The following is a 16,153-nucleotide window of genomic DNA, read 5'->3' on the forward strand; positions in this document are numbered from 1 at the left end:
AAAGAGAGAACACGCCATGGAGTTCACGAACCTGGGCGGCCCCGAGGGCCCCCGCGTCTCCACCCTGTGCCTGGGCACGCTGCCGTTCGGCACCCGGATCGACGAGTCCGCGGCCTTCGCCGTCCTGGACCGCTTCCACGAGGCCGGCGGCACCTTCATCGACACCGCGAACACCTACGCCTTCTGGGAGCCGGGCGCGACCGGCGCCGAGTCGGAGCTGCTCATCGGCCGCTGGCTGCGCAGCCGGGGCGTCCGGGACGAGATGGTGCTCGCCACCAAGGTCGGCGCGCTTCCGGACCCGCCGGGCTCGGCCTGGCCGGAGTGCGCGGAGGGCCTGTCGGCGCCGGTGATCCGCCGCCAGGTGGAGGAGAGCCTGCGGAACCTGGGCACGGACCGGATCGACCTGTACTACGCGCACATCGACGACCGGAAGACGCCGGTCGCGGAGACGATGGGCGCCTTCGGCGAGCTCGTGGACGTGGGGAAGATCGGCCGGGCGGGCTGCTCGAACTTCGCGGCCTGGCGGATCGAGGAGTCGCGGGGCGCCGCGGTCGCCGCCGACGTGCCGGACTACGCGGCCGTGCAGCAGCGGTACACCTACCTCCGGCCGCGTCCCGGTGCGGAGTTCGGGGTGAACCCGCACGCCTCGGAGGAGCTGCTCGACTATCTGGGGACGCGGCCGGAGCTGACGTTCACGGCGTACACGACCCAGCTGACCGGGGCGTACACGGATCCCAGCAAGGAGATCCCGGCCCAGTACCGGCACGCGGGTTCGGAGCGGCGTCTGAAGGTGCTGGCCGAGGTGGCGGCGGAGCTCGGGGTGACCGCGAACCAGGTGGTCCTGGCCTGGGCGCTGGGCGGTGAGCTGCCCGTCCTGCCGGTGATCGGGGCGAGTTCGCCGGGGCAGCTGGACGAGGCGCTCGGCGCGGTGGGGCTGCGTCTGGACGAGGAGCTCAGGAAGCGGCTCGACGATGTGGACTGAGCGCGTACGGGCCGTGGTGCTGCGCCACCGGGTGGCGGTCGGGGCGGTGTGGCTGCTCGTGCTGCTGCTCGGCGGGGTGGCGGCGGTGCTCGGCCTGGGGCGCCTCGACCAGTCGTTCACGGCCTCCGGCGGGCCGGGCCACCGGGCGAACCAGGCGATCCAGGAGCGGTACGGAAACGGGGCGGCGGTCGCCCCGCTGGTGGCGGTCGTGACCTGGGAGGTACGGGACCGGGCGTCCGCCGCGCTGCTCGCGGACGCGCTCGAACGGTCGGCGGGTCCGGGCGCGCGGACCGTCTCGTACGCGGCGACCGGCGACGAGGGCTTCCTCGGCGCGGACGGCCGGACCGAGTACGCCCTGGTGTACCCGGCCGCGGGGAAGCCGGATCTGGCGGGCCTGACGGCCGTCGAGGAGGCGGCGGTCTCGCTCCGCGCGGGGCTGCGGTCGGCTCTGCCCGGGGCTCGGGTCGAGGTGACGGGGGTGCTGCCGCTCCAGCACGACAGCGCGCTCGCGGGGCCGGGCCCGGTGGCCCTCGCGGCGAAGGCGGCCTGCGCGCTGGGGCTGCTGCTCGTGCTCGTCCTGGCGTTCCGCTCGCCGCTCGGGGTGCTCGCGCCGCTGCTCCTGGCGGCCGTGACCTCGGTGGGGGCGCTCGTCCTGGTGGAGGCGGTGGCCGGGGTCACCGAGATCGGCTTCGTCGTGGTGTACCTGGTGCCGGTGACGGCGCTCGTGGTCGCGGTGCACCGCTGGGCGCAGCCGCCGGGGCCGGCCGGCGCCCGGTCGGCGGTCACGGGCGGGGCGGCGGGCGCGGCGGCCTGCGCGGTCCTGGCGCTGTGCCCGGCGGCGTTCCTGCGGTCGATCGGGGTGGCGGGGCTCGCGGTCTGCGCGGTGGGCACGGCGGTGGCCGTGACGCTGGGGCCGGTGCTGCGGTCGGTGGTACGGCCGGCGGTGATCCCGAGGCGCGTGCGGACCGTCCGGGGGCTCCCCGCCCTCGGCCTCGTCCTCCTCGCCCTCCTCACCGGCGCCGCCGCGCAGCTGCGGGTCGGCAATCCGGAGGCCCGGGCCCTGGTGGCTGACGGTCCGGCCCGCGACGGTCTGGACCGGCTGACGGCGGCCGGGGTGCCGTCGGGGGTGCTGAACCCGCTGGAGGTCCTCGTGCCGGAGGGCGCGGACGCGGCGGAGGTGGCCGCGCGGGCGGCGCGGGTCCCGGGGGTGCTGCTCGCGGCGGCGCCGGCCGGTTGGCGCCGCTCGGGGTCCGCCCTGGTGGTGGTCGTCCCGGAGGCGGAGCCGATGACGGGGGCCGGGGCCCGGACGGTGACGGCGCTGCGGTCGGCGCTCGCGGCCACGGAGGCCGAGGTGGGCGGTTCGGGTGTGGTGGACCGCGACCTGGTGGACGGGGTGTACGGGCTGCTGCCGTACGCGGTCCCCGCGGCGGCCCTGGCGGCGTTCGGGGTGCTCGCCCGGCGGCTGCGGCCGGGGCCCGCGGCGCGGGCGGTGCTGGGCGGGCTGCTCGCGGCGGGCGGGTCGGCGGGGGCGCTCGTGGTGCTGTGGCAGTGGGGCGTGCCGGGGCCGTGGGGCCCGGCGGGGACAGGGGCGGTGACGGGCTGGGTGCCGCTGGTGGTGGGCGCCTTCGCGTTCTGCGTGTCCCTGGAGCGGTCGGCGGCCACGGCGGCGGGCGGGCCGCCGTGGGCCGGGCCGGTGGCGGCGGGCGCGGGCGCGCTCGCGGTGCTCGCGGTGGGGATCGGTCCGCAGGTCGAACTGGCCCTGCTGGTCACGGGGTTCGCGGCGGCGGCGCTGCTGGACGCCCTGGCCGCCGTACCGCCCGGGCCGCACCCGGGAGTTCACCGTGATTGGTCTAGACCTAGACGCCTTCTCCCCTTTACCATCGTCGACCGCGATCACGAGTTCGACCGGTCGCGCCACGGAAGGTGACGAGGGGGAGATACCTGATGCTGGAGGCGCTCGGCATAAAGGAGTCGACGGAGGCCGTCTACCGCCTGCTCCTGGAGCGGCCCGAGTACGACGTGACGGACATGGCGGCCCACCTGGGCCGGCCCGAGCCGGAGGTCCGCGAGGCGCTCGCCTGCCTCGCGGACCTCAAGCTCGTCCTCATGGACGACTCCTCGGGCGAGGTCGAACCCTTCAGCCCGGACGTCGGCTTCTCGTTCCTGCTCTCCCGCGCCGAGGCCGAACTGAGCAAGCGCAAGCGCCAGGTCGAGCAGGCCGGCAGGGCGGTGGCCGGCATCCTCGCCTCGTACGCGGACTGCCCCGAACCGGGCGTCCGGCACGACCTCGTGGACCGCATCACCGGACTCGACAACGTCCGCGAACGCCTGGAGGACCTCGCCGCCAACGCCCGCACCGAGTGCCTCTCGCTGCTGCCCGGCGGCGCCCAGCTCCCCGACACCATGGACGCGAGCCAGCCGCTCGACCAACTCGCCCTGGAACGCGGGGTGCGGATCCGCTCCATCTACCAGGAGAGCTTCCGCAACGACCCGCCCACCGTCGACTACGTGCGCTGGTACTGCGACCTCGGCGGCGAGGCCCGGACCGTGCCCGTCGTCCCGATGCTCATGGTGATCGTCGACCGCGAGGCCGCGCTCGTCCCCGTCGACCCGGAGGACGGGCGCGCGGGCGCCCTCGAAGTGCGCAGCCCCGGCCTGGTCCACGCCCTCGTGGTGCTCTTCGACCGGCTGTGGGACGCGGGCACCCCCTTCGGCGAGGCCCCGCGCCGCGACGCCCACGACCTCTCGCCCCAGGAGAGGGAGTTGCTGATGCTCCTCGGCATCGGCTGCACGGACGACATCGCGGCCCGGCGGCTCGGGGTCTCGCTGCGGACGGTCCGCCGGATGAGCTCGGAGCTGATGAACCGGCTCGGCGCCCGCAGCCGTTTCGAGGCGGGCGTACGGGCGGCGAAGGAGGGCTGGCTCTGAAGAGTCGGCTCTGACGAGTCGCTTCCGTTATGCGGACAGGGGTTCCCAGCGACGGAGCCGTCCCCTAGATTTCCCCAGCATTACCGAGGTGATCAGTGAGGGGACGGAATTGCCATGTCGGAAGCGTCAGATGTGACACAAGGGAAACAACCGACCATCACTCCCGTGCGGGTGGTGATCGCGCTCTGCCTGTTCGCCCCGTTCGTGGCGATGCTCTGGGTGAGCTCCTACGCGAAGGTCGAACCGCTCTTCGCCGGCATCCCGTTCTTCTACTGGTACCAGATGCTCTGGGTGCTGATCTCCACGGCTCTCACCATGATCGCGTACAAGCTGTGGCAGCGGGACCAGCGCGCCCGCAAGGGAGGTGACGCACGATGAAGGACGGCGTGAACGGCGTGGCGCTCGGCGTCTTCGTCTTCTTCTTCCTGGCCGTCACGGTCATGGGCTTCCTGGCCGCGCGCTGGCGCAAGGCCGAGAACGAGCACAGCCTCGACGAATGGGGCCTGGGCGGCAGATCGTTCGGCACCTGGGTGACCTGGTTCCTGCTCGGCGGCGACCTCTACACGGCGTACACCTTCGTCGCCGTCCCCGCGGCCATCTACGCGGCGGGCGCGGCCGGCTTCTTCGCCGTCCCGTACACGATCCTGGTGTACCCGCTGATCTTCACCTTCCTGCCGCGCCTCTGGTCGGTCTCGCACAAGCACGGCTACGTCACCACCTCCGACTTCGTGCGCGGCCGCTTCGGCTCCAAGGGCCTGTCGCTCGCGGTGGCGGTCACCGGCATCCTCGCCACCATGCCGTACATCGCGCTCCAGCTCGTCGGCATCCAGGCCGTCCTGGACGTGATGGGCGTCGGCGGCGGCGAGAACACCAACTGGTTCGTCAAGGACCTGCCGCTGCTCATCGCCTTCGGCGTCCTCGCCGCGTACACCTACTCGTCCGGCCTGCGCGCCCCCGCGCTCATCGCCTTCGTCAAGGACACCCTGATCTACATCGTCATCGCGGTGGCGATCATCTACATCCCGATCAAGCTGGGCGGCTTCGACGAGATCTTCGCCAAGGCCGGTGAGGCGTACGCGACGGTCAACCCGGCCACCGGCAAGCCGAAGGGCGCGCTCGTCCCCGGCGAGGCCGGCCAGTGGACGTACGCGACGCTCGCGCTCGGCTCGGCCCTCGCGCTCTTCATGTACCCGCACTCCATCACGGCGACCCTGTCGTCCCGCAGCCGGAACGTCATCCGCCGCAACACCACGATCCTGCCGCTGTACTCGCTGATGCTGGGCCTGCTCGCGCTGCTCGGCTTCATGGCGATCGCCGCCGGCATCAAGGTCAAGAACGGCCAGCTCGCCATCCCGCAGCTCTTCGAGACCATGTTCCCGGACTGGTTCGCCGGAGTCGCGTTCGCCGCGATCGGCATCGGCGCGCTCGTCCCGGCCGCGATCATGTCGATCGCCGCGGCCAACCTCTTCACCCGCAACATCTACAAGGACTTCATCAAGAAGGACGCCACCCCGGCCCAGGAGACCAAGGTCTCCAAGCTGGTCTCGCTCCTGGTGAAGGTCGGCGCCCTCGTCTTCGTCCTCACCATGGACAAGACCGTCGCCATCAACTTCCAGCTCCTCGGCGGCATCTGGATCCTGCAGACCTTCCCGGCGCTCGTCGGCGGCCTGTTCACCCGCTGGTTCCACCGCTGGGCGCTGCTCGCCGGCTGGGCCGTCGGCATGATCTACGGCACGGCCGCCGCGTACGGCGTCGCCAGCCCGACCCAGAAGCACTTCGGCGGCTCGGCCGCCGAGATCCCGGGCATCGGCGAGATCGGCTACATCGGCCTCACCGCCTTCGTGCTCAACGTCCTCGTCACGGTCGTCCTGACCTTCGTCCTCAAGGCCGTCAAGGCCCCCGAGGGCGTCGACGAGACCTCCCCGGAGGACTACACGGCCGACGCGGGCGACCCCGGCGTCACCGAGCTCCCGAAGGTCGGCACCGCGGCGCACTGACATCACCGTCCGTGAACGGGCCCTGGATCTCCGCGAGGAAATCCAGGGCCCTTCGCCTGCCCCCGCGAGGCAGACTTGCGGGCATGGACATCACGATCAGGGCAGTACGGCCCGAGGAGTACGAGGAGCTCGGCGACCTCACCGGCCTCACCTATCTGAACGACGGGCTGCTGCTGCACGGCGAGGACGACTTCTACCTGGCGGTGCTCCGCGACACGGCACGGCGGGCGCGCGAGAGCGAGGTGCTCGTCGCCGTCGACACCGAAGGCGCGATCGTCGGCGGCGTGACCTTCGCGGAGGGCGGCACCACCTGGGCGGACATCGCCGTCCCCGGCGAGGCCGAGTTCCGGATGCTCGTGGTCGCGCCCGCGGCCCGCGGCAGGGGCGTCGGAGAAGCCCTCGTACGCGCCTGCGTGGACCGCGCCCGGGCCCTCCCCGACTGCGCGCGCCTCGTGCTCTCCACGGCCGATCTGATGGTCTCGGCGCACCGGATCTACGAGCGGCTCGGCTTCGTCCGCACCCCCGAGCGGGACTGGGAACCGATCCCCGACCACTCGCTGTGGACCTACGCCCTGGAGCTGTAGCCCCGGGACCGACACAACATGTGGGGGGTGCCACGAGCGGCGCCCCCCACATGTATGCTCATCCTCGCTGTCGACGCAGGGGAATCCGGCGCGAATCCGGAACTGTCCCGCAACGGTGTGCTTCGTACGGATTCGTACGCGGTGAGTCCGAAGACCTGCCGACAGCGCGCCCGGTCCGTCCGTTCCGGGTGTCACAGACGTCCGGGCCTCGCGGAGTGGGCCGGTGGACGCGGCGCGCCCACGCCCACGGGTGCCCGCCTGCCCGCCTTCCCGCCCGAGGCCCCGAGCCGAGCGAGGGAGAGCCCCCACGTGACCATCGCGCCCGCCGATCCGGCCGCAGCGATCGAGACCGACGGCCCCGGGACCGTACTCCTGCGGACCCTGACCGATCTCACCGCCGACCTCCCGGACACCGACCCCGGCAAGGTCGCCGCCGCCGCCCTCCGCGGCCGCAGCGCCACGTCGGACGAGGCGGAGCTGCGCGAGCTGGCCACCGAGGCGGCCGCCGGCCTGATCGCCGAGGACCCCGCGTACTCCCGGCTCGCCGCCCGGCTCCTCACCATCACCATCGCCGACGAGGCGGCCGGCCAGGGCGCCGTGAACTTCTCGGCCTCCGTCGCCGTCGGTCACCGCGAGGGCCTCATCGCCGACCGCACCGCCGAGTTCGTCGCGCTCCACGCGGACCGGCTCGACGCCACGATCGACCCGGCCGGCGACGACCGCTTCGGCTACTTCGGTCTGCGCACCCTCTACTCGCGCTACCTGCTGCGCCACCCGATCACCCGCAAGGTCATCGAGACCCCGCAGCACTTCATGCTGCGCGTCGCCTGCGGCCTCGCCGGGGACGAGTCGGCCCGCGCCCTGGACGAAGTGAGCGCGCTGTACGGCCTGATGAGCCGCCTGGACTACCTGCCGTCCTCCCCCACGCTCTTCAACTCCGGCACCCGCCACCCGCAGATGTCCTCCTGCTACCTCCTGGACTCCCCGCAGGACGAGCTGGACTCCATCTACGACCGCTACCACCAGGTCGCGCGCCTCTCGAAGCACGCGGGCGGCATCGGCCTCTCGTACTCCCGCATCCGCGCCCGCGGTTCGCTGATCCGCGGCACCAACGGGCACTCCAACGGCATCGTGCCGTTCCTGAAGACCCTCGACGCCTCCGTCGCCGCCGTGAACCAGGGCGGCCGCCGCAAGGGCGCCGCCGCCGTCTACCTGGAGACCTGGCACGCGGACATCGAGGAGTTCCTGGAGCTCCGCGACAACACGGGCGAGGACCAGCGCCGTACGCACAACCTGAACCTGGCGCACTGGATCCCGGACGAGTTCATGCGCCGGGTCAACGCCGACGCCGAGTGGTCGCTGTTCTCCCCGGCGGACGTGCCCGAGCTCGTCGACCTGTACGGCGAGGAGTTCGACGCCGCCTACCGCAAGGCCGAGGCGGCCGGCCTGGCCCGCAAGACCATGCCGGCCCGCGACCTGTACGGCCGGATGATGCGCACCCTCGCGCAGACCGGCAACGGCTGGATGACGTTCAAGGACGCCTCGAACCGCACGGCCAACCAGACGGCCGAGCCGGGCACGGTCGTCCACTCCTCCAACCTGTGCACCGAGATCATCGAGGTCACCAACGACGGCGAGACGGCCGTCTGCAACCTCGGCTCGGTCAACCTGGGCGCCTTCGTGACCGGCGGCGACATCGACTGGGAGCGTCTGGACGAGACCGTCCGCACGGCCGTCACCTTCCTCGACCGGGTCGTCGACATCAACTTCTACCCGACCGAGCAGGCGGGCCGCTCCAACGCCAAGTGGCGTCCGGTCGGCCTGGGCGCCATGGGCCTCCAGGACGTCTTCTTCCAGCTGAAGCTGCCGTTCGACTCGGCCGAGGCGCGCGCCCTGTCCACCCGTATCGCCGAGCGGATCATGCTGGCGGCTTACGAGGCGTCCGCGGACCTCGCCGAGCGCAGCGGCCCGCTCCCCGCCTGGGACAAGACCCGCACCGCCCGCGGCGTGCTGCACCCGGACCACTACGACGTCGAGCTGAACTGGCCGGAGCGCTGGGCCGCGCTGCGCGCCCGCATCGCGTCGACCGGCATGCGCAACAGCCTCCTCCTCGCCATCGCCCCGACCGCGACGATCGCCTCGATCGCCGGCGTCTACGAGTGCATCGAGCCGCAGGTCTCCAACCTGTTCAAGCGCGAGACGCTGTCCGGCGAGTTCCTCCAGGTCAACTCGTACCTCGTCGACGAGCTGAAGAAGCTCGGCGTGTGGGACGCGCAGACCCGCGAGGCGCTGCGCGACTCCAACGGCTCGGTGGCCGGCTTCACCTGGGTCCCGGCCGAGGTCCGCGAGCTGTACCGCACGGCCTGGGAGATCCCGCAGCGCGGCCTCATCGACATGGCGGCCGCCCGCACCCCCTTCCTCGACCAGAGCCAGTCCCTGAACCTCTTCATGGAGACGCCGACCATCGGCAAGCTGTCGTCGATGTACGCGTACGCCTGGAAGCAGGGCCTGAAGACGACGTACTACCTGCGCTCCCGCCCGGCGACCCGGATCGCCCGCGCCGCCCAGGCCGCCGCGCCGATCCCCGTCCAGCAGGCGACCCCCGACGCGGACGCGATCGCCTGCTCCCTTGAGAACCCCGAGTCCTGCGAGGCCTGCCAGTAATGAGTACCGAGAAGAAGAACCTCCTGGACCCGGGCTTCGAGCTCACGCTCCGCCCCATGCGCTACCCGGACTTCTACGAGCGCTACCGGGACGCGATCAAGAACACCTGGACCGTGGAGGAGGTCGACCTCCACTCGGACGTCGCCGACCTCGCCAAGCTCACCCCCGGCGAGCAGCACATGATCGGCCGTCTGGTCGCGTTCTTCGCGACGGGCGACTCGATCGTGGCGAACAACCTGGTGCTGACGCTCTACAAGCACATCAACTCCCCGGAAGCGCGCCTGTACCTCTCGCGCCAGCTCTTCGAGGAGGCCGTCCACGTCCAGTTCTACCTGACGCTCCTGGACACCTACCTTCCCGACCCGGACGACCGCGCGGCGGCCTTCGCAGCGGTCGAGAACATCCCCTCCATCCGCGAGAAGGCGCAGTTCTGCTTCAAGTGGATGGACTCGGTCGAGAAGATCGAGAAGCTGGAAACGGCCGCCGACCGCCGCCGATTCCTGCTGAACCTGATCTGCTTCGCGGCGTGCATCGAGGGCCTGTTCTTCTACGGCGCCTTCGCGTACGTCTACTGGTTCCGGTCGCGCGGTCTGCTGCACGGCCTGGCGACGGGCACCAACTGGGTGTTCCGCGACGAGAGCTGCCACATGGACGCCGCTTTCGCGTTCGTCGACACCGTCCGCGAGGAAGAGCCGGAGCTCTTCGACGACGAGCTCGGCCGACAGATCACCGACATGATCAAGGAAGCCGTCGAGGCGGAGCTGCAGTTCGGCCGCGACCTGTGCGGCGACGGCCTGCCGGGCATGAACACCGAGTCGATGCGCGAGTACCTCCAGTGCGTCGCCGACCAGCGCCTCGCACGTCTCGGCCTCGCGCCCGTCTACGGCTCCGACAACCCCTTCTCCTTCATGGAGCTCCAGGGCGTCCAGGAGCTGACCAACTTCTTCGAGCGCCGCCCGTCCGCCTACCAGGTGGCGGTCGAGGGCTCGGTGGACCTCGACGAGGACTTCTAGCCGGTACGTGGAAGGGCCCCGCACTCCGAGGAGTGCGGGGCCCTTTCGTGTTCTACGCGTATGTCAGTCGTTCGGGACGACCGGGTAGCGCGGGGTGCCCTCTTCCATCTGGCGGAGGGCGTCCTTGCGGTCGCGCTTCGACAGCTTGTCGATGTAGAGGAAGCCGTACAGGTGGTCCGTCTCGTGCTGGAGGCAGCGGGCGAAGTAGCCGGTGCCGCGGACCTTGATCGGGTTGCCCTTCAGGTCCTGGCCGGTGACCTCGGCGTAGTCCGGGCGGGCCAGCTCGGCGTACGCGGTCGGGACGGACAGGCAGCCCTCGTTCGAGTCGTCGAGGTGCCGCTGGTCGGCCGGCAGGTCGACGAGGACCGGGTTGATCACGTGGCCGACGTGGCGCTTGCCCTCGTCGTCCATGCAGTCGTAGACGAAGACCTTGAGGTCGACGCCGATCTGGTTGGCGGCGAGGCCGACGCCCTCGGCGGTGCGCTGGCTGGCGAACATGTCGTCGACCAGCTGCGCCAGCTCGTCGTCGAAGTCGGTGACGTCCTTGCACTCCCGGTGCAGGACGGGGTTGCCCACGACCGTGATGGGGCGCGAGGTGCCGCGCTCGCGGTGGGCGGCCTCGCGGGCCTCGGTGTCCTCGGTGTCGACGATGAAGCCCTCGTCGTCCACGGCGTACACGCCCGTCTGCTCCTGCTCAGTGCCCTGCTGCGACATGTCCGCCGTACGCCTTCTTCCTCGAACCGGTACACCCCGTGGTAGGTGCGATGTACAGCCTACGGGCAGCGGTCAGCAGACTTCCTCCAGATCGCGCCATTCCCGGCTGTCCGGGCTGTCCGCGACCCAGCCGTCGAGGAGGCCCCGCACCAGGCCCGCCGGGGCCGCGATGCCGCACTCACGCTCCGGCACCCACAGTTCGCCGGGCGAGCGGTGGCCGAGCGGTCCGGGGTGCCCCGGCTCGCTGTGGTCGTGCGGGTCGGAGTGCTCGCCCTCGCCCTCGGCGCTCGGCATCGTCGACTCGGAGCAGGCGCGGCAGAGCAGCCGGACGGAGGACGACCAGTCCTCGGCGGCGAAGCCGGCCTCGGCGGCGAGCTGCTCCAGGGCGTCCCGGTCGGCCTCGGTGGCGGCCTCCAGGAGGACCACCCAGGTGGGGACGGGCGAGGGCGCCCACAGCTCGATCTCGTCGAAGACGGGGAAGGAGGGGCCCGCGGTGGTGGTCCGCTCGCCGTTCGGCACGCCGTCGTGGAGGACGACCTCGCCCCAGCGGCGGCCGGAGGACGGCAGCGGGATGGAGAGGACCTCGATCCGGGCGGGGTCGAGACGGCGGCCCCACACGACCTCCGCCTCGCCCTCGGGCGAGAGCCGGACGGCGGCGCTGCCGAGCTCCATGCCGGCGGGCTCACCGGTGCCGGCGGCGGCGCCGGGCACCTTCAGTCCGTAGGCCTGCCAGGCCCGGCGGGCCAGCGGCCAGTCCTGGAGGGCGGTGGCGGCGATGCCCACGTTCCACCAGTCGGGGGCGCCGGTCTCCTTGTCGAGCAGCGCGACGGCCCGCAGGCCCGCGGCCCGCGCCTGCTCCCAGTCGTGCCGGAACTTGTGCAGCAGCGCCAGGTTGAACCAGGACTCCGAGAGCCAGGGCTCCAGGTCCGCCGCGCGCGTCAGGAGTGCGCCCGCGTCCTCGTACCGGCCGTCGCCGATCAGCGTGAACGCGCGGTCGGTGGCCTGCCGCCACGAGGCGGAGGGCCGATGCCGTACCTTCCCGAAGATCTTCACGATTCCCGCCTGCCGGTCGCTTCACCCTCTTGTTCGCATCCAACCATGCCCGGTCGGACGCGCGCTCATTACCCATGGGTTACCCAAGGACGCCCGAGGTCACCCCAGCGGCTCCGCCCCGCGCCAGGACCCTGGCCAGGCATTCGACGACATCCGGGTGATAGTCGCGGGCGGTGCCGAGCCTGAGCCGCTCCAGGGCGTCGAGTGCGGCGCCCGCGCCGTCGCCCGCGAGGTCGTCGTAGGCGTTCACGGCCCGGACGATCCGGGCGGCCGGCGGCTGCTCGCGGTACGGGTCGGCCTGCCGCTCCACGACGACGGCGACGGCCTCGGGGACTCCGGTCCTGCGGACGACCTCGCCGCCCAGGAGGGCGATCCTGCGCTGCTCCTCGGCCGGGAGGACGGCGGTGGCGCCGCCCGCGACCGGGTCGACGAGGGAGAGCTGTCCGATGTCGTGCATGAGCGCCGCGTGCTCCAGGACGGCCAGCTCGGTCCCGGAGAGCCCCAGCTCGCGTCCGACGGCGGCGCTGAGGGCGGCGACCCGGCGGGCGTGGCCGGGCGGGGTGCAGCCGGCGATCTCGGTGGCGCGGGCGAGGGAGGCGATGGTCTGCCGGTTGACGGTCCGCACGGCCGCGTACCGCCGGAAGGAGACCTGGGTGAGCAGGAGGGGGACGGCGAGGACGGGCAGGGCCCACAGTCCGGCGGCGGCGACGCCGAGTGCCATGACGGTGCCGGTGGCGCAGACGGCGGAGCCGATGCCGAGGAGGGCGCGGAGTTCGTCGCGGAGGAGGGGGCCGTACGGGAATCCGGTGCGGGCGCGCAGCACGAGGGCGGCGAGGACGGCGTCGCACAGGGCGGTGAGGGCGAGCAGGAGGACGAGGAAGAGGGCGTACGCGGGGCCCTGTCCGAGGTGCTCGGTGACGGCGCCGGAGTTGTAGAGGGGCTGGAAGCAGAGGGCGGCGAAGCCGACGGTGAGGATGCGGCGGGCGAGGTGGTCGAGGCCGGGGCCGCGGCCGCGGGCGATGTGGGGGACGATCCCGGCGAGGCCCGCGGCGACGGTGACGGCGACGATCTGGAGGGCGCCGTGAGTGGTGGGGGCGCCGGCGCTGGTGCCGAGGAGGGCGTACGCGAGGGCTCCGGCGGCGGCGAGGGGCGCGGGTTCGCGTTCGCCGGGTGCGGCGCCCCAGCGGGCGAGTTCGCCGAGGGCGATGAGGGTGCCGAAGGCGAGGGCGTTGCCGGGTTCGTCGAGGCCCTGCCAGAGGGTGGCGCCGAAGCCGGCGAGGCAGAGGAGGAGGGCGGCGCCGTGGACGGCTCCGACGGTGAGCGCCCCGGGCCTCACGCGGGTTCCTTCGCGGGGGCGGGGGCGGCCTCGCGTGGCGGGGGCACCTGTCCGGGCGGCGGCGCGGGCTCGTCGGCGGTGACGGCGGGCTGGGGAGCGGGCTCGTCGGAGGAGACGGCGGGCTGGGGGGCGGCCTCGTCGGCGGTGACGGCGGGCTGCGGGGCGGGCTCGCGTGGCGGGGGCATCTGTCCGGGCGGCGGCGCGGGCTCGTCGGCGGTGACGGCGGGTTGCCAGCCGTGCCGGTCCAGGGCCTGGGCGAGTGCGGTGACCATGCGGGGGTCGAACTGGGTGCCGGCGCAGCGTTCCAGTTCGGCGAGGGCGGTGGGCACGGGGCGGGCCCGGCTGTAGGAGCGGGTGGAGGTCATGGCGTCGAAGGCGTCGGCGACGGCCACGACCCGGGCGAACTCGGGGATCTGGTCGCCGTGGAGCCCGTACGGGTAGCCGCTGCCGTCCATGCGTTCGTGGTGGTGGAGGATCGCGGCCCGTGCCTCGCCGAGGAAGCCGATGCCGCGGACCATCTCGTGGCCGTACTCGGGGTGGAGTTCGATGACCCGGCGTTCCTCGGGGGTGAGGGGGCCGTCCTTGGTGAGGACCCGGGTGGGCACGCCGAGCTTGCCGACGTCGTGCAGGATGCCGGCGAAGCGGACGACGTCGAGGCGGTCCTCGGCCATGCCGAGCTCACGGGCGATCAGGACGGAGGCGTGGCCGACGCGTTCGCTGTGGCCGCGGGTGTACCGGTCCTTGATGTCGACGGCCTGGACGAGGGCGCGGATGGTGGCCTGGTGGGCGGCGCGCTCGCGGTGGTACTGGGCGAAGACCCAGCAGGAGATGTACATGGGCAGGAGGACGAAGAGCGCCGCGACGGGTCCGTACGTGCTGCGCCAGAGGACGGCCATCATCAGTCCGGCGAGTCCGTGGACGGTGTGCGGGGCGAGGGCCCGGCCGAGGAGGCCGCGCCAGGCGGCCCGGGCGGGGAGCCCGTCGGCGGTGGCCCTGATGCCGCCGTCGAGGGCGGTGAGGACCAGGCAGAAGGCGAGGGCGGCGGCGCCTGCGGGCAGCAGCGCGTACGGCAGGTCGGGGGCGTCCGGGCCGTGGCCGAGGGCGGTGGGGCCGCCGAGGGCGTCGGCGGTCAGGGCGGCGGCCCAGACGGCGAGGGCGGTGGCGGCGGCCCGCCAGGCGCGGCGGGGTGCGACGGGGGGTTCCTCGACGCGGGCGAGGAGGCTGCCGGGGATCGCGGTGAGCGCGGCGGCGGCGGGCGGCAGGAGGAGGGCGGAGGCGAGGAGCACGGGGAAGAAGGAGCCGGTGCCCATGGGGACGGAGCCGCCGAGGGCGCGCCCGACGAGCCGGCAGCGGGCGGGCAGTTCGCACAGCGCGTACAGGGTGGTGAGGAGGGCGACGGTGCCCCAGGGGACGGGCGCGCCGGGGCGCAGCGCGGGCAGGGCGCACGCCCCGGCGCCGAGCAGGGCGCAGCCGATGTACACGCGGGCCGCTCGCGGAATGACGTTCACGCCCATCACGCGGGTCACGCTAGCGAGTCGGGCGGCCGGTGACGGCGCTGTCCGAGTGATTCGCACCATCGGGTGATACAAGCTGATATATGCGCGAGGCCGCCGCGACGGAGGTCGCGGCGGCCGTTCGCTTCCCTGATACGGCTCGTACGGGAGGGGTGCTACTCCTGCGGGGCCGGTGTCGTCGGGCTGCTCACCGTGATGTCCTGCTCGGGCACCAGGTGTCCGGCGCGGATCAGGTCGATCCGGCCCATGACCTTGGCGCGCAGGTCGGTGGGGACGTCGTCACTGCCGCAGCAGCGCTTGACGAGCTTCTTCACCGCCTGTTCGAGGCCGTACTTCTCCAGGCACGGGGAGCACTCCTCGAAGTGCACCTCGAACTTGGTGCAGTCACTGTCGGGCATCTCATGGTCGAGGAACTCGTAGAGATGATCCAGGACCTCTGAGCAATCCGTCTCGTGCGGCTCTCCGCAGCTCATGAGCCCGAGCCTTTCAGATCGTTCGACGACTCTCCGGCGCCCGCGGGTACCAGCCCGCGGTCGCGGGCGTAGTCCTCGAGCATGCCGCGCAGCTGGCGGCGGCCCCGGTGCAGTCGGGACATCACCGTACCGATGGGTGTCCCCATGATGTCCGCGATCTCCTTGTACGCAAAGCCCTCGACATCGGCGAGATAGACGGCGATGCGGAACTCCTCGGGAATCGCCTGGAGCGCTTCCTTCACGTCGGAGTCGGGAAGGTGGTCGAGCGCCTGCGACTCGGCGGAGCGCAGACCCGTCGACATGTGCGACTCGGCGCGGGCGAGCTGCCAGTCCTCGATCTCCTCGGCGGCGCTGCGCTGGGGCTCACGCTGCTTCTTGCGGTACGAGTTGATGAAGGTGTTGGTGAGGATGCGGTAGAGCCAGGCCTTGAGGTTCGTTCCCTCGCGGAACTGGTGGAAGGATCCGTACGCCTTGGCGTAGGTCTCCTGCACCAGGTCCTCCGCGTCCGCGGGGTTCCGCGTCATGCGGAGCGCGGCCGAGTACATCTGGTCGAGGTAGCCGAGGGCGTCCCGCTCGAAGCGCGCGTTGCGCTCCTCGGTCGTCTCCTCGGGGCCGTCGTCGGTCCCTGTGTCGGTCCCAGTGACCGGACCCACCTCCTCCAGCGCGGCGGCGAGCCCGAGGGCGGACCCGCTCGTTTCGGAGGATAGACGAGGAACCGCTCCGCCCGCCGCCCGAATCGGGGCGGCCTTGGGCGCGGGCAGGACTGTCCAGTCGAGGTCAGCGGCCTGCGCGCGCTCCGGGCAGATGGTCATACCCATACGACGGACTCCCTCTTGCTTGCTCTCACACCGACGCTCTCCACAACAGTGGTCCCCGGCTCGGCATTCCCGGTGGC

General features: G+C 72.4%; 14 protein-coding genes and 1 riboswitch. Of the genes, 8 read left to right on the forward strand and 6 right to left on the reverse strand.

Annotation, left to right across the window (positions count from 1 at the left end; genetic code table 11):
* Window positions 1-16 precede the first annotated feature (16 nt).
* The 8 genes from ABT041_RS15135 to ABT041_RS15170 all read left to right on the forward strand — a co-directional run bounded on the left by ABT041_RS15135 (window position 17) and on the right by ABT041_RS15170 (window position 10,168).
* The gene (locus tag ABT041_RS15135) at window positions 17-982 is read left to right on the forward strand and encodes an aldo/keto reductase (protein WP_351184051.1); all 966 of its coding nucleotides are present in this window, start codon (window positions 17-19) and stop codon (window positions 980-982) included.
* A complete protein-coding gene (locus ABT041_RS15140; RefSeq protein ID WP_351184053.1) occupies window positions 972-2,909 on the forward strand; it encodes an MMPL family transporter in 1,938 nt (645 codons plus the stop codon). Before ABT041_RS15135 ends, ABT041_RS15140 begins: the two co-directional genes overlap by 11 nt.
* 17 nt (window positions 2,910-2,926) lie before the next feature.
* Window positions 2,927-3,910, forward strand: a complete 984-nt coding sequence (locus tag ABT041_RS15145; RefSeq protein ID WP_351184055.1) for a LuxR C-terminal-related transcriptional regulator — start codon at window positions 2,927-2,929, stop codon at window positions 3,908-3,910.
* A 114-nt stretch (window positions 3,911-4,024) separates the two neighbouring features.
* Complete coding sequence (locus ABT041_RS15150) at window positions 4,025-4,288, forward strand: DUF3311 domain-containing protein (protein WP_351184057.1); 264 nt, start codon at window positions 4,025-4,027, stop codon at window positions 4,286-4,288.
* Entirely contained in the window at window positions 4,285-5,907 is a 1,623-nt protein-coding gene (gene mctP, locus ABT041_RS15155) for a monocarboxylate uptake permease MctP (protein ID WP_351184059.1), read from the forward strand. The genes ABT041_RS15150 and mctP overlap by 4 nt, the downstream gene beginning before the upstream one ends.
* Window positions 5,908-5,990: 83 nt before the next feature.
* Window positions 5,991-6,491 (forward strand): GNAT family N-acetyltransferase, encoded by a 501-nt coding sequence (locus tag ABT041_RS15160; RefSeq protein WP_351184061.1) that lies wholly within the window; start codon window positions 5,991-5,993, stop codon window positions 6,489-6,491.
* Window positions 6,492-6,545: 54 nt separating this feature from the next.
* A riboswitch (cobalamin riboswitch) is annotated at window positions 6,546-6,668 on the forward strand.
* 132 nt (window positions 6,669-6,800) lie between these two features.
* Window positions 6,801-9,155, forward strand: coding sequence for a ribonucleoside-diphosphate reductase subunit alpha (locus tag ABT041_RS15165; RefSeq protein ID WP_351184063.1), 2,355 nt, complete (start codon window positions 6,801-6,803; stop codon window positions 9,153-9,155).
* Window positions 9,155-10,168, forward strand: coding sequence for a ribonucleotide-diphosphate reductase subunit beta (locus ABT041_RS15170; RefSeq protein ID WP_351184065.1), 1,014 nt, complete (start codon window positions 9,155-9,157; stop codon window positions 10,166-10,168). The genes ABT041_RS15165 and ABT041_RS15170 overlap by 1 nt, the downstream gene beginning before the upstream one ends.
* Window positions 10,169-10,231: 63 nt before the next feature.
* Here ABT041_RS15170 and def read toward each other — a convergent pair whose 3' ends face one another.
* The 6 genes from def to ABT041_RS15200 all read right to left on the reverse strand — a co-directional run bounded on the left by def (window position 10,232) and on the right by ABT041_RS15200 (window position 15,911).
* Window positions 10,232-10,882, reverse strand: a complete 651-nt coding sequence (gene def, locus ABT041_RS15175; RefSeq protein WP_351184067.1) for a peptide deformylase — start codon at window positions 10,880-10,882, stop codon at window positions 10,232-10,234.
* A 72-nt stretch (window positions 10,883-10,954) separates the two neighbouring features.
* The gene (locus ABT041_RS15180; protein WP_351184069.1) at window positions 10,955-11,935 is read right to left on the reverse strand and encodes a tetratricopeptide repeat protein; all 981 of its coding nucleotides are present in this window, start codon (window positions 11,933-11,935) and stop codon (window positions 10,955-10,957) included.
* Window positions 11,936-12,014: 79 nt separating this feature from the next.
* Window positions 12,015-13,271 (reverse strand): HD-GYP domain-containing protein, encoded by a 1,257-nt coding sequence (locus tag ABT041_RS15185; protein WP_351184071.1) that lies wholly within the window; start codon window positions 13,269-13,271, stop codon window positions 12,015-12,017.
* Window positions 13,268-14,779 carry an HD-GYP domain-containing protein gene (locus ABT041_RS15190; protein ID WP_502976484.1) on the reverse strand — a complete coding sequence of 504 codons (1,512 nt, stop codon included), beginning with the start codon at window positions 14,777-14,779 and terminating at the stop codon, window positions 13,268-13,270. Before ABT041_RS15190 ends, ABT041_RS15185 begins: the two co-directional genes overlap by 4 nt.
* 161 nt (window positions 14,780-14,940) lie before the next feature.
* Window positions 14,941-15,258, reverse strand: a complete 318-nt coding sequence (gene rsrA, locus ABT041_RS15195; protein ID WP_351184074.1) for a mycothiol system anti-sigma-R factor — start codon at window positions 15,256-15,258, stop codon at window positions 14,941-14,943.
* A complete protein-coding gene (locus tag ABT041_RS15200) occupies window positions 15,255-15,911 on the reverse strand; it encodes a sigma-70 family RNA polymerase sigma factor (RefSeq protein WP_030207302.1) in 657 nt (218 codons plus the stop codon). Before ABT041_RS15200 ends, rsrA begins: the two co-directional genes overlap by 4 nt.
* Window positions 15,912-16,153 lie beyond the last annotated feature (242 nt).

The sequence above is a fragment of the Streptomyces sp. NPDC002825 genome (genome assembly GCF_040295385.1).
Lineage (GTDB): Bacteria > Actinomycetota > Actinomycetes > Streptomycetales > Streptomycetaceae > Streptomyces.

Excerpts from the sequence above, each read along its gene's own strand:
- ABT041_RS15135 (WP_351184051.1), top strand. The coding sequence starts at position 17 with ATGGAGTTCACGAACCTGGGCGGCCCCGAGGGCCCCCGCGTCTCCACC.
- ABT041_RS15140 (WP_351184053.1), top strand. The coding sequence starts at position 972 with ATGTGGACTGAGCGCGTACGGGCCGTGGTGCTGCGCCACCGGGTGGCG.
- ABT041_RS15145 (WP_351184055.1), top strand. The coding sequence starts at position 2,927 with ATGCTGGAGGCGCTCGGCATAAAGGAGTCGACGGAGGCCGTCTACCGC.
- ABT041_RS15150 (WP_351184057.1), top strand. The coding sequence starts at position 4,025 with ATGTCGGAAGCGTCAGATGTGACACAAGGGAAACAACCGACCATCACT.
- mctP (WP_351184059.1), top strand. The coding sequence starts at position 4,285 with ATGAAGGACGGCGTGAACGGCGTGGCGCTCGGCGTCTTCGTCTTCTTC.
- ABT041_RS15160 (WP_351184061.1), top strand. The coding sequence starts at position 5,991 with ATGGACATCACGATCAGGGCAGTACGGCCCGAGGAGTACGAGGAGCTC.
- ABT041_RS15170 (WP_351184065.1), top strand. The coding sequence starts at position 9,155 with ATGAGTACCGAGAAGAAGAACCTCCTGGACCCGGGCTTCGAGCTCACG.
- def (WP_351184067.1), bottom strand. The coding sequence starts at position 10,882 with ATGTCGCAGCAGGGCACTGAGCAGGAGCAGACGGGCGTGTACGCCGTG.
- rsrA (WP_351184074.1), bottom strand. The coding sequence starts at position 15,258 with ATGAGCTGCGGAGAGCCGCACGAGACGGATTGCTCAGAGGTCCTGGAT.